Genomic DNA, 13,072 nt, shown 5'->3' on the forward strand with positions numbered 1-13,072 from the left:
TTTTCATCTACCGCTTTACACTTTCCGTGATACCATTCCCATTTGTCGGGCGTTTCCAACAAAAAAGTGTAGAGTACTTTTGGCTGAACATGAAGAATGTCAAAATCCCCGTACTTTAAAGTTCTGGGGGACTTTCATGCATCGTTGTGATACCCTCGCTATCATGAGATTTTTTCATCGAGGAATATCTGGAGGAAAAAAGATGACTCAAAGTCACCAAAAAGTTGATCTCTTCGCCCATGGTTCTACCTGGCTCCTGGCGGATTTTCATCTGCATACCAGGGCTGATAATGAATTTGAGTATACAGGTGAAGATAACAGTTTTGTTTCCGATTATATATCCAGATTGAAGGCTGCAAAAATAAGGATTGGTGTCATCTCCAATCATAACAAATTTGATAAAAACGAGTTCAACGCATTACGGAAAAAAGCGTGCAAAGAAGATATCTGCCTCTTACCCGGGGTCGAGTTGTCACTCAACGACGGTTCCAATGGTATTCACACCATTATTGTATTTAGTGATCAGTGGCTTAAAAACGGAAATGACTACATCTCCCCTTTCATTACCAGTATGTTTCCTGGCAAGGCTGAGTCAGAGTATCAGCATGAAAACGGGCGGAGCGATAAAAACATTCTTCAGGTGGTCGAAGAACTGGAAAAAACAGCCCGTGACTATTTTCTCATTTTTGCCCATGTTGAGCAAAAAAACGGCTTATGGAAGGAGATGGACGGCGGAAAAATCGGAGATTTCAAAGAGAGCCGTTATCATAAGGTCAGGATGCGAACCCTTGGATTTCAAAAAGTCAGGACACATGATGTACCGGATAGAGATAGAGTCTGCCGGGTCAAAGTGAAACGCTGGCTTGATGGCTGGTATCCTGCCGAAGTGGAAGGATCGGACTGTAAATCCATTGATGGGATCGGCAATGGGAATCCGTGTTATCTCAAGCTCGGGGCAGCCTCATTTGATGCAGTCAAGTTTGCCCTCATCGACAAGGAGAACCGGGTGGCCACTCAGCCGGTACAACACCCCCATTCCCATATTCGTAGAATCCGCTTTACAGGCGGGACACTGGACGGAAAAAAACTTAATTTTTCACCGGAACTAAACACTTTGATCGGCATTCGTGGCAGTGGCAAGTCTTCTATTCTGGAAGTACTCCGATATGGGCTTGAAATCGCTTTTGGAGAGAAAGCCGGAGATCGGGACTACAAGCAGGAACTTGTGGGATTCACCATGGGAAGCGGAGGAAAAATTGAGATCGATGCCACAGACCGATATGGGCAGTCGTACACGATTCGGCGGGTCTGGAAGGAGCCTTTTTCTGAGGTTATGATCGACGGCAGGCTCCAGCCTGGAGTTTCCATACGGGAAACGGTACTCCATAAACCGATCTATTTCGGGCAAAAAGATCTTTCCTGCACTGGGGAAGGCTTTGAAAAAGATCTGGTGGACAAGCTGCTTGGCTCGAAACTGGAGGATGTCCGCCGCAGAATTGACCAGCAGAAACGTAAAGTGACACAAACGGTGGACAGAATGCTCAAAATTAGCAATGTTCAAGAGCAGATTGAAGAGCAAAAACAGATCCGGCAGGATACCGAACATCGGCTGAAACTGTATAAAGAGCATGGCGTTGAAGAGAAACTGCAAAAACGGCTGGATTTTGACAAGGATGCCCGAACCATTGAAAAAGGCATCCGGTTAACCAGGGATTTCGTATCCGATCTGGAGGCGCTGCTGGCCAGACATGAGGATGAGATACGTAATTTTAAAGGATATACATCCAAATTTAATGCAGAATTGTTCGACCGCTTCTACACACACTATGAGATCAATATCTCTTTTCTCGATCTGTCCAAAAAATGGTTGAGTGAACAAAATATGGCGCAAAAATCACTCTCGAAATGCCAGAACGAACTTTCGGACATCCGAAAAGGCATGGTGGAAGAATTTGCGGTAATCGAGCGAAATTTATCCGAACAGTTAAAAGGAAGTGGCTCTCAAAACATCAATCCAGATGAATTTTTGCAATTAAAGAAACAATTGACCTTTGCAACTCAGCTTATTACCGAGCTTGAAAAACAGTCCAAACAACAGACTGGATGGCGTGACTCGCTTTTAATTGAACTGACGGCATTGAACGATCTTTGGCTTGAAGAGTTCAACCTCATCAAGAATGAGCTGGATAAAGTCGGTGCTGACGACTCTCCTCTGTCAATTGCCTCAGGGTATAAAGAGGATAAGCAGGCCTTTCTCTCTTTTATGAAGGAGATGTTCAAAGGCAGTGGCATTCGGGAGGCCACCTATCAGAGGATTGTGGATCAATATGTCGATTTCTTAGCTATCTATAAAGATTTCGAGAGTGCCCAAAGGTTATTTGGAAACAATCCGCAAATCTTGGTGGATCTGTTTATTAAAGGCCTGAAAAGTCTGTTGACCTATCAGACGCCAAACAAATTCAAAATGATCTATCGCGGTAAAGAGTTGCAACATCATTCGCTGGGACAGCGGGCTTCAGCGTTAATTCTATTTGTTCTCAGCCAAAAAGAAAACGACCTGATCATCATCGATCAACCGGAAGATGATCTGGATAATCAGACCATCTATGAAGATGTGATCAAATTGATCCGGGAGATGAAACCGAATGTCCAATTCATTTTTGCCACCCACAATCCAAATATACCGGTTCTGGGTGATGCGGAACTGGTTCACGCATGCTCATTTGCCAATGACAAAATCCAGGTAGAATCCGGCAGTGTGGACAACCATCAAACCCAGCAGACCATTATAAGAATTATGGAAGGCGGCAAAGAGGCTTTTAACCGCCGCAAGGAGATTTATCAGATATGGAAACCGTAGAAATTTTAAAGATCCTTGCTCAGGGTGAGGACAGCAAAAACCAGTTCAAAAAGGATTTCACCAATGGCGATGCTTTGGCTGCCGAACTGGTAGCCTTTAGCAATACACTGGGTGGTAAAATTTTTGTTGGTGTAGATGATGATGGTGAAATTGTGGGTCTGGAAACAGAGGATATTCAGCGAATCAATCAACTTTTGTCCAATACGGCCAGTCAGAATGTAAAACCAGCCATAAACCCATTGACAGAAATTTCTACAATTGAAAAAAAACGTATCCTCATTGTTGAAGTGGCCAAAGGAAACAATAAACCCTATCAGGATAAAAACGGTGTGATTTGGGTTAAAAGCGGAGCGGACAAGCGAAGAGCCACAGCTCGAGAAGAAATTCAACGGTTTTTTCAGGAATCCGGGATGATACACGCAGATATCACTCCGGCCAACATGACCATAGCCGATCTTGATATGCCTTATTTCACCTCATTTTTTCAGAAACGGTATGGCAAATCTCTTGAGAATCAACAGGTTTCTCTTGAAAAGCTCATCATGAATTTAAATCTGGGCAAAGATGGTATCTTAAATATTACCGGGGCATTATTGTTTTCCAATACCCCTGAAATCCGTCTTCCCTCTTATATCGTTAAAGCTGCGGCATTCCCGGGAACAAGCATTGCGAGAGAAGAGTACATTGATAGTCGAGATATTACCGGAAAATTATCGAATATTTTTCAGCAGGCCATTGGTTTTCTTATGGATAACACAAAGCATGTCCAGGGCGAACAAGGGATCAACAGTCCAGGAAAACCTGAAATTCCAAAAATTGTATTGGAAGAGCTTGTCACCAATGCCCTTGTGCATAGGGACTATTTTATTTCTGCTCCGGTTCGGATATTTGTCTTTTCTGATCGAATCGAAATCATTAGCCCTGGTCATCTTCCGAATAATTTGACAGTGGAAAACATCAAAGCTGGAAATTCTAACACCAGGAATCCTGTTTTAGCCTCATTTGCCTATCAAATTTTACCCTATCGCGGTTTTGGTTCAGGGATTTTAAGGGCGCTGGAGAATTATCCGGATATTGAATTTATCGATGACAGATATGGCAACTTATTTAAATGTATTGTTTGGCGACAATCGACACCTATGATCTTTTAAGCCTTGTCAATAATGTCTGAATCAGGATGCCCAGGATTATCAGGATAAGACAAGATTATCTATCCTGAACATCCTACTGCTTCTTCAAGTTTAAACTGTCGGGTGACTTTTAAGGCTTTTCAAAGGTTCAAGGCATTTTCTACCCGACAATCAAACCTTGAAAGAACACTGCTAATCTTGGTTATCCTGACTCTGACAAATGCAACAACTTCTAAAAAAACAATAAAATGTCGATTTTGACGGGTATCTACCACGCACATTACAAAAACTTCTCAAGATATTTATAATTAGGCGTAAGATTACCTTTGTATACAATCACAGCCTTTTTTATCTCAGGAAGCAGTCCTGATGATTCAAGGTCTGAATCATAGTCTGCACCAAGGATGCTGGCAACAAAGGGAGTGAGCTGATTACTGAAAAAAGTGGAAGAGTCGTTTGGAAGCTCACATGGCAGATTATCAACTGCAAGCACAACAATACCATCACCCTTGTGTCCATCTGTAATTTTTTGATTAAGAGGATCCACAAGATAGGCAGGCATACCGGAATCAGTTGATTTTACATTGCACTCAACAGAGCCGTTGGTGTCGCATGTGATGTCTGCAATTCCACACAATTTTGGCTCTGGATACTTTTCACAAAGTGCTTTCAGGCCTTCCCAGGTTACAAATTTAGGATATTGCTTATCCCAGTAAACAGCATTTATCAAGACAGTGCAAAATGGCAGATATTGATCAAAGATACTTTCATATCTTTCAGGATGGGTAAAATACTCATTGAGGTCAAACTCTTTGCCATCTGTTTTTTTAACAAGATCCTTTTCCTTGAATATTGTGACATAAACGGTCTTGGCATCAAAATCACCTGATTTAACAAGATTTTCAAGCTCTTCAGGTTCAACTCTTTTGCTGGGCAGACAATCTATTATCTGCTGAGCACCGCCTGAAACATTCCCGTATCCAAGAATTCCAAAAACCACAGGTGCAAGTTGATCTGGAAAACCGTCTTTTTTTATCTCGTTACCAACTTTTTCAAGCTCTTTTTTTGCATCTTCAACCGAGCTGTATTGATGAGCTGGCAAACATTTTTTAAATGGAGTGGAAATCCCCTTGTTCTCCCAATACTCACCCATCAGATGCAGGATATCAATTGCACCTGCATCACCTGCATAACGCCCAAAATAGATAAGCCTGCGATTTTTTTCATCTGTAATCTTTTCATAATCAATAAGAGTTGAACCTCCTGCCATTATTTTTTTCAGAAGGGGCATACCAGATGGTTGTCCCTTTATGGTATGGGAAAAGAAAATGTATGTTTTTCCATCTAATAGTTTCTCTTCAGGAATCTCTTTTACACCGAAAATCACATCGCCCTGTTCCATGCTGCTGCAAAGCTTTGCACCTGCCTTTTCATAGTCAGATGCACTGAAAAATCTCTTTTCAGACTCTTCAACAAATGCTTCTGCTCCCGTCTGTTCAACTATTTTTTTTATATCATCAGGCACAATGGGAGCTCTTTTTTCCCAGATGTTTTTGTCTTCAGCCCTTATAAGCAATGATTTCATAGTTCCCCCTGCAAGTTATTCAGGAATTTTCTTTATCATATTTATTTCACGAATTTGTCAAAACTGTCCTTTTTTCACAAAACCTGATGTTAAGCCTATCAAGTTCATTCAGTACCGGCTTGTAAATCTGGGGATGAACGGGAATACAAACACCCTTAAGATCAATTTTTTCTTCAGCAATAAGTCTTGCAGCAATGGCAGCAGGCAGGCCAACTGTTTTGGACATGGAGCTGTCTCCTCCCGGTGTTCCGCTGTCCACAAGTGTTGCCATGACCTTCTCTTTTTTGCCATCAGGATATTCTCCTGTGAACTCATGGTGCTGGAGAAGCAGATCAACTTCGCCGTCATCGTAGGTAAGTTTCTGTTTTAATACATGGGCAAACATCTCAAAGACAGAGACGGTTCTGTCTATATCAAGGCATTCACTGCTGAACATGCCTAACCACTGCAATTTTTTAAGTGTCAGTGAGTATTCCGGAATTTTAAGGTATTCCGCCACATCTTTTTTAATATTTTTACCGTCGCTGTTGATCATGTTGGCAATGACCTGGCATGGCGGGGTATCTGACATGTTAAACATCATCTTGCGATTCAGAAGTCCAAGTTTTTTGAAAAAATCCCAGGTTTCGCAATATCCGATGTTTCTTAATGTGCCGCGGTAGATGGTTTTTGCAGATTCAATACCGTAAACTTTAAGATAAGGCAAAGCATCACGGTTTACATAAGCCTCAAAAACACCTGAACCAGGAATGTCTGTGAGCCAGTAGTGTTCAAAAAGCTTGTTGCCAGGAACTTCAATGATTTTACCGTTTTTCAGATATCTGCCGTCATTATTGGCCGCCATCATTGCTCCTTCAGGACTCCATGAAAATTTGTATCCCAAAGGATTATTATTGTTGGCCATGGCCGGAAGGCCCCCGCAATATGAGTAGAAGCTTGTGACAGTGCCGCCTGCGCCCTTTATTTCATCAATGATTTTCATGGCGGCCATATGGTCAACTCCTGGATCAACCCCGATTTCATTTAGGAAAATCAAACCTTTTTCCCTGGCCTCACTATCCATTGCCTGCATCTCATCCTTTACATATGAGGCTGTTACAAGATGTTTTTTATGATCAAGGCAAAGTCTTGCAACCATTGGATGAAGTGTCCAGGGCAGTAGGCTTATGACAATGTCTGCTTCGGCAACTCTCTTACCCAGCACTTCACGATTGTTTACATCCATTGCTATGGCAGTGCCCGAAGGGTCATTTCCAATAAGCTCCTCGGCTTTCTCTTTCATCTGGTCTGCAAGGGTTATTTCTATATCTGGAGATGCCAGAAGATAACGTACAAGGGGTCTTGCAACAAGTCCTGCACCCAATATCAATATTTTTTTCATAATCCCTCCCCCGTAAATCAATACCTTGTATTTTTATCTGTGTTTGTGTGTTGCTACCTACAGGACAACATTACACATGACCTGCAATACTGTCAATCATTATTTAAATATTCAAAATCGACATCTTATTGCTTTTGCAAAGTTATTGCAGTTGTCTGAACCAAGATAACCAGGATGGATAGGATGCTCAGGATAGATACTCCTGCCTTATCTTTGTTAATCTTGGGAATCCTGATTCAGACAGTGTTGACAAGGCTTACAAGATCATAGGTGTCGAGGTTGAGTAAATACTGTATTGTGTGACAGGGGATGTGATGTTAGAACATGAAAATCGAACATGAAGATCGATCAAATATCTTTGCATACACTTTTATAAAGGGCTTTATCAGATGCGGAGAGGGGAATATCATTCATGATTTTATGGAGAAAATAGTGAAAGAAATCGTGCCGCAGGCTATCTCTTACAGAGATTACAAACCACTTGTTTTTTCCCCAGTTAATGATGGAATTTGCCTCGTCACCTTCCATGAACATGCCGCAAAGAACCTCTTTTCTATCAACCACAACATCAAAAAAACGGTGTTTGCCGTAATCCATGCCAGGCTCACGGGGAGGATGAATTACCTGCCATTCAAATGTCAGTTCCACAGGTTTAAGTGAGATATATTTTATCTGCACCCCTTTTTCAGCAGCTTTTTTAAGTTCAGGATCAAGGAATTTGCCTTCTTCAGGGGATATCCTCACATATACCTCTTCCGCGGCATCAGAGATCATCTCCTGCGCCTTGGCCATGGCCATCTCATATCCTTTGATATTCCATATTACATCACTTTGGGTCTGCTGCTGGGCATTTTTGAGTTTTTCTTCAAGTTCGGACAGAGAGTTTTCATGATCATTACGAAGCCGTCTTATAAGCTCTTCAGGGGGAATGGGGGTGTACATCCCTTCACTTGACTCCACAACAAATCCTTTACTTTTCAACACTCTGAGCACATCATAAATCCTGGCTCTCGGAATTCCGGAGTTACGACTCAGTTGTGAACCATTGACCGGATGCTTGGCAACAAGGGCAGTGAAAGCTGTTACCGCATATTCAGATAATCCAATGGTTAACTGGGCATTTCTTTTAAACATTTATGTATAAATCTCCGCAAAATGAATTTTTTTATCATAGTGCTTTGTCAGCACTTAATTTTTGGGGTTGGAATCTTTAATTCTATGTTTTAGATGCTGTTTCAATCGACTCAACCCAAAATTTTAATTTTAACAATGCAATAGTCTGCCATGGCCGTTATTTTGAAAACACTTCTTTTATTGCCTCACCGAGTACTTTCATGGTGCAGGGTTTTTTTAAATATTTGGATGCTCCAAGGCGTATGACTTCATCAACCTTTTCACTTTGTGAGAATCCGCTTAAAACAATGGCTTTCTGTTCAGGATGTATTTTTATAATTTCTCTGTAGGTCTCAAGCCCATCCATGCCCTCTCCCATTATCATGTCAAGAAGAACAAGATCCGCCACGTTATGCTGTAGATATTCAATGGATTCCTCTCCATTCTGGACGTAAACAGGTGAGTAATTCAACGACTTGAGCATTACAGTTATAACATCTCCAAGTGATTTGTCGTCATCAACAATTAATATTGACTCCTTGTTGCCCATGATGTGATTTAAATTTTTTTCCATATTTTTTGCTTTGCGCCTTTCAAAAGTTACGGGGAAATATAATGTAAATTGTGTACCCTCATCGAGGATACTTTTGACATCAATATAGCCTTCATGATCCTGAACAGTACCCCATACAACTGCCATGCCAAGTCCTGTACCACTGCGTCCCATCTTTTTTTTTGTGAAAAAGGGTTCAAAAATCCGCTCAAGATCTTCAGATGATATTCCTGTGCCCTGGTCTTCAACTCCAAGAAGTACATACTCCCCTTTTGGTACGCGGCAGTAGCTTTGTATGGTTTTTTTAACATGACAATGGCTTGTTGAGACTGTTATTATACCATTTTTATCTGACTGAGCTTCTGCAGCATTGGATATGAGATTCATCAGGGTTTTTTCAAGATGATGCTGTGAACCCATTACAAGAGGCAGATTTTTCTGTAATTTTTTGTTAACAGTTGTATTTGGATGAAAAGAGAGTATGGTTTTGAATTCAGGTGTGTTAAAAAAGTCTGTGACAACATCATTTAAATTGATAACTTCCCTGTTTGAGACACCCCTGCGTGAAAGTGTCAAAAGATCCTGTATTATTTCAGCAGCTCTGTTTCCTGAGTTTTTTATTGCAAGAAGATAAGGACGCATGGGATGATCTTCCTCTATCTCCATCATAAGAAGATCCGGAAAGCCCACAATTGCTGACAGAATATTATTAAGATCATGTGCAACACCTCCTGCAAGAAGTCCAAGGGCCTCCATCTTGCGGGCACGGTTAAGCTGCTCCAGGGAGAGTTTAAGCCCTTTCAGCACAGATGCTGCCGAAAACACCACAATGGTGTTGAGCAGCATGAAATTCAGGGATGATACCACCCATTTTTCAACAGGATTTACAACAACAGCTATCTTTGCCCATCCTTCAAAATTGTATATCATCATTAAAGCACCTATGCCGAAGATGCTTATCCCATTAAGTATAAGAGCCATCACAGCTTCACGAAGGGTCATTAAAAGCACAGTGATAACAGGAAAAACAAAAAGCCATACCGGGCCACCTCCAAAAGGTCCGAGCACTATCAGCAGTATCATACCGAGGAAATATGATATAAGACTCAAACTTGACGCACGAACCATGTAGGGAAGTTTTTTAAAGAAAAAAAGAACTATAATATAAGTATAAATCAATGTATCTGCAACTGCAATAATCCATAAATCCTCTTTTATTGAGAGAGCAACGCTTGGAATATAGACAATTGTTCCAAAAACAAAGCACAGAGAGAGAAGAATCAGTAGATTTTTCTCCTGCCAGTAACGTATTCCGGAGTTGGCAACGCTTTCATCAGGTGTTGTCAAAAGCAGCATCTTCTGCTTCAAATTGGTTATAATTTTGTTGATCAAAGCCTTGTCCATTGGTTTTTTCATTATTTCTCCTGAACATACTGTGCTTCAAGAAGTAAACCCGTTATCCACATTTAGTGTCAATGCTTGATATAACAATACAAAGTATGGTTGAAATGTCAATTATTACTTTAAAAATATTACCCACATTAAACGGAAAAACCTTGATCGCGACAATGGTATTTATGATTAAAATGAAGAAAAACGTAAATTTTAGTAACTTATGAAATAAAAATCTTGACAACTTTGCTTTAGAGATTATTTTATTAAATTAATATTTTGCTCAGGTACATTTTTAATCAATAATTTTAAACAAGGAAAAATCATGCCCATATTTGAATTTAAGTGTTCAGACTGTGAAGAATTTTTTGAAATTCTTTTTATGAGCGGAGACAGCGAAAAAGAGATAAAGTGTCCAAAATGCAGTTCGTTTGCAGTTGAACGGGTTGTAAGTACCATCAACTATGCCATGGGGCCTTCAGTATCTGCAAAAAAGGAAGGTGTTTCAAAGCAAACACGTAATTGCTCAAGTGGTTCATGTTCAACATATACCGTTCCCGGAGAAAGCAGAGGTTAGAAAAAAGCGTATTAACGCCTCTCCTTTAAGCAAACACTGGATGGAGACCGCTTTGTACATCCCTGGCCTGAAAATAATATCACAGTAAAGTAAGGAGAATAACAGATGACGGATTTTGCAACCCTGACCCTTGACGGGAAAACTTATAATCTGCCTGTCATTGTGGGCAGTGAAGGTGAAAAGGCAATTGATATAAGATCATTACGGCAGGAAACCGGTCACATTACATTTGACCCAGGATTTGCCAACACCGGAAGCTGTCAGAGTGCCATTACCTTTATGGATGGTGAGAAGGGAATTTTGAGATACAGGGGCTATCCCATTGAGCAACTTGCCGAAAAATCGACATTTGTGGAGACCGCCTATCTTCTCATAAATGGAAACCTTCCGGATAGATCCGCACTGACAAGAAAAAGTGTCATGTTAAATGACTTTTCTCTTCTACATGAAGACATGAAGGCGTTTTACCAGAATTTTCCCAGCAAGGCCCATCCAATGGGAATTCTTTCAGCCATGCTGAATGCCTTGAGAAGTTTCTATCCTGAATTGATTGATCTTGAGGAGGATCTTAACCAGACATTTCTGCGTCTTATCTCCAAAGTAAGAACCATGGCTGCCATGGCATACAAGATATCAAGGGGTCATGCAACTGTATATCCAAGGTCTGATTATTCATACTGCGCAAATTTTCTTCACATGATGTTTGATAATCCTGTGATCCCCTACCAGATGAAGGATGATCTTGTACAGGCGCTCAATGTTTTCTGGATTCTTCATGCTGATCATGAGCAGAACTGCTCCACAGCAGCGGTAAGGGTTGTCGGCAGTGGAAAGGTAAATCTTTATGCTGCTCTTTCCGCTGGTATTTCAGCTTTGTGGGGCCCCCTTCATGGAGGAGCAAACCAGGCTGTTATTCAGATGCTTGAATCCATGCACAGGGAAGGCTTTACACCGGCGCAGGTAATTGAAAAAGCAAAGGATAAAGATGATCCGTTCCGTCTAATGGGATTTGGTCACAGGGTTTACAAAACTTATGACCCCCGTGCAAAAATTATGAAAAAGATGTGCGACAAGGTACTTGCCATACTCAATATCAAAGACCCGTTGCTTGACATTGCCATGGGACTTGAAGAGGCTGCCCTTAATGACACTTATTTTCAGGACAAAAATCTCTATCCCAATGTTGATTTTTACAGTGGTATTGTACTTCGGGCAATGGGAATTCCCACAAACATGTTTACTGTCATGTTTGCAATAGGCAGGCTTCCTGGCTGGATTGCACAATGGCGTGAAGATGCCCTTGATCCTAACCAGAGAATCAGCAGACCAAGGCAGGTATATACCGGCGAAACAATAAGGGATTATATTCCTATTGGAGATAGGAAATAGATCTTGTGTGTCGAATATAAACTTGTGGCAGATGTGTCTGCCATAGCTTTTTTATAAGAAAGTCCCCGTATTTCAAGGTTTTTTTCAGGGCTTTCATGCTTCGTTGTGGCAAGACGGGTTTGCCATGGCCGTTATATAGGTTTCCAGCAAAAGGATTTTGTCATCTGATTTAAGGGCAACCAAATCTGGGGTGCCCTTAAAATTTTTGTCAAGTCAATTATCTGGAAGATTACAATTGGAACAATTGATAACTTACGGTTTTTGAAACCAAAAAGAGAGGAACAACTATGAAAAAAACTATTGTCACCATTGCTGCTTTATTCTTTACATCCATCTCCTATGCTCAAAGTTTGGAAGATATTACATGGGTTACTGAAGACTATCCTCCTTTTAACTATTCAGAAAATGGTGCTGCTGCCGGAATATCAGTAGATGTTCTCCTTGAAATCTGGAAAAGAGCCGGCTTGAATAAAACAGTGGCAGATATTAAAATCTGGCCATGGTCTCGGGGATATGAAATGACCAAAAAGAAAGTTGGTCTCTGCCTTTTCAGCATGACAATCACAGATTCACGAAAAGAGTTTTTTAAATTTGTAGGCCCTATTCCAGCAGGCTCTGGAAATACCATCATTGCAAAAAAGAGCAAAGAATTAAAACTGAATTCCATTGACGACTTAAAGAAATTAAAGATAGGTATTATTCTTAAGGATGTCGGAGAACAGCTTCTCGTAGATGCCGGTATTGACAAAAACACTCTGGATCAATGTGTTGATCCTGCCTGTCTGTTAAAAAAGCTGGATGCAGGAAGAGTTGATGCCATATCCTATGGTTATGAAACTGCTGTTTATAAAATGAAAGAATTGGGAATAGATCATACCAAGTTCGAGAATGTTTACACATTAAGCGAATCTAACATGGGATATGCCTTTCACAAAGACACAGATCCATCAATTATTGAAAAGCTTCAGGCCATTTTGGATGAGATCAATGCCGACGGTACAGGGAAAAAAATTCAGAGCAAGTATCAATAAATCAAGGGTTGTAATTGCTTTTTCAGAAGTTATTGCAGTTGTCTGAACCAGGATAACCAAG

The 13,072-nt window shown here is 40.8% G+C and carries 9 protein-coding genes; 5 read left to right on the forward strand and 4 right to left on the reverse strand.

Annotation, left to right across the window (positions count from 1 at the left end; genetic code table 11):
- The first annotated feature begins 202 nt into the window (after window positions 1–202).
- The gene (locus MTBBW1_RS09030; RefSeq protein ID WP_080802285.1) at window positions 203–2,860 is read left to right on the forward strand and encodes a TrlF family AAA-like ATPase; all 2,658 of its coding nucleotides are present in this window, start codon (window positions 203–205) and stop codon (window positions 2,858–2,860) included.
- Entirely contained in the window at window positions 2,848–4,011 is a 1,164-nt protein-coding gene (locus MTBBW1_RS09035; RefSeq protein WP_080802287.1) for an RNA-binding domain-containing protein, read from the forward strand. The genes MTBBW1_RS09030 and MTBBW1_RS09035 overlap by 13 nt, the downstream gene beginning before the upstream one ends.
- A 259-nt stretch (window positions 4,012–4,270) precedes the next feature.
- Here the strand turns inward: MTBBW1_RS09035 and MTBBW1_RS09040 are convergent, their stop codons facing one another.
- The 4 genes from MTBBW1_RS09040 to MTBBW1_RS09055 all read right to left on the reverse strand — a co-directional run bounded on the left by MTBBW1_RS09040 (window position 4,271) and on the right by MTBBW1_RS09055 (window position 10,038).
- Window positions 4,271–5,575 (reverse strand): bifunctional lysine ketoglutarate reductase /saccharopine dehydrogenase family protein, encoded by a 1,305-nt coding sequence (locus MTBBW1_RS09040; RefSeq protein ID WP_080802289.1) that lies wholly within the window; start codon window positions 5,573–5,575, stop codon window positions 4,271–4,273.
- 46 nt (window positions 5,576–5,621) lie between these two features.
- Window positions 5,622–6,956 (reverse strand): saccharopine dehydrogenase C-terminal domain-containing protein, encoded by a 1,335-nt coding sequence (locus tag MTBBW1_RS09045; RefSeq protein ID WP_080802293.1) that lies wholly within the window; start codon window positions 6,954–6,956, stop codon window positions 5,622–5,624.
- Between the two features lie 348 nt (window positions 6,957–7,304).
- Window positions 7,305–8,090: a TrmB family transcriptional regulator gene (locus MTBBW1_RS09050; RefSeq protein ID WP_080802297.1), complete on the reverse strand. Its 786-nt coding sequence runs from the start codon at window positions 8,088–8,090 to the stop codon at window positions 7,305–7,307.
- Window positions 8,091–8,247: 157 nt separating this feature from the next.
- Complete coding sequence (locus tag MTBBW1_RS09055) at window positions 8,248–10,038, reverse strand: hybrid sensor histidine kinase/response regulator (protein ID WP_080802300.1); 1,791 nt, start codon at window positions 10,036–10,038, stop codon at window positions 8,248–8,250.
- Window positions 10,039–10,339: 301 nt separating this feature from the next.
- Between MTBBW1_RS09055 and MTBBW1_RS09060 the strand changes: the two genes are divergently transcribed.
- The 3 genes from MTBBW1_RS09060 (at window position 10,340) to MTBBW1_RS09070 (ending at window position 13,011) form a co-directional block, all read left to right on the forward strand.
- Complete coding sequence (locus MTBBW1_RS09060) at window positions 10,340–10,591, forward strand: FmdB family zinc ribbon protein (RefSeq protein WP_080802303.1); 252 nt, start codon at window positions 10,340–10,342, stop codon at window positions 10,589–10,591.
- Between the two features lie 105 nt (window positions 10,592–10,696).
- Window positions 10,697–11,980, forward strand: a complete 1,284-nt coding sequence (locus tag MTBBW1_RS09065) for a citrate synthase (protein ID WP_080802306.1) — start codon at window positions 10,697–10,699, stop codon at window positions 11,978–11,980.
- Window positions 11,981–12,267: 287 nt separating this feature from the next.
- Window positions 12,268–13,011 (forward strand): substrate-binding periplasmic protein, encoded by a 744-nt coding sequence (locus tag MTBBW1_RS09070; RefSeq protein WP_080802309.1) that lies wholly within the window; start codon window positions 12,268–12,270, stop codon window positions 13,009–13,011.
- The last annotated feature ends 61 nt before the right edge of the window (window positions 13,012–13,072 follow it).

The sequence above is a fragment of the Desulfamplus magnetovallimortis genome, assembly GCF_900170035.1.
In the GTDB taxonomy this organism is placed as follows: domain Bacteria; phylum Desulfobacterota; class Desulfobacteria; order Desulfobacterales; family Desulfobacteraceae; genus Desulfamplus; species Desulfamplus magnetovallimortis.

Bases quoted from the DNA above. Each gene is read 5' to 3' on its own strand.
- MTBBW1_RS09030 (WP_080802285.1), top strand. From the start codon at position 203: ATGACTCAAAGTCACCAAAAAGTTGATCTCTTCGCCCATGGTTCTACC.
- MTBBW1_RS09070 (WP_080802309.1), top strand. From the start codon at position 12,268: ATGAAAAAAACTATTGTCACCATTGCTGCTTTATTCTTTACATCCATC.
- MTBBW1_RS09040 (WP_080802289.1), bottom strand. From the start codon at position 5,575: ATGAAATCATTGCTTATAAGGGCTGAAGACAAAAACATCTGGGAAAAA.
- MTBBW1_RS09050 (WP_080802297.1), bottom strand. From the start codon at position 8,090: ATGTTTAAAAGAAATGCCCAGTTAACCATTGGATTATCTGAATATGCG.
- MTBBW1_RS09035 (WP_080802287.1), top strand. From the start codon at position 2,848: ATGGAAACCGTAGAAATTTTAAAGATCCTTGCTCAGGGTGAGGACAGC.
- MTBBW1_RS09045 (WP_080802293.1), bottom strand. From the start codon at position 6,956: ATGAAAAAAATATTGATATTGGGTGCAGGACTTGTTGCAAGACCCCTT.
- MTBBW1_RS09055 (WP_080802300.1), bottom strand. From the start codon at position 10,038: ATGAAAAAACCAATGGACAAGGCTTTGATCAACAAAATTATAACCAAT.
- MTBBW1_RS09060 (WP_080802303.1), top strand. From the start codon at position 10,340: ATGCCCATATTTGAATTTAAGTGTTCAGACTGTGAAGAATTTTTTGAA.
- MTBBW1_RS09065 (WP_080802306.1), top strand. From the start codon at position 10,697: ATGACGGATTTTGCAACCCTGACCCTTGACGGGAAAACTTATAATCTG.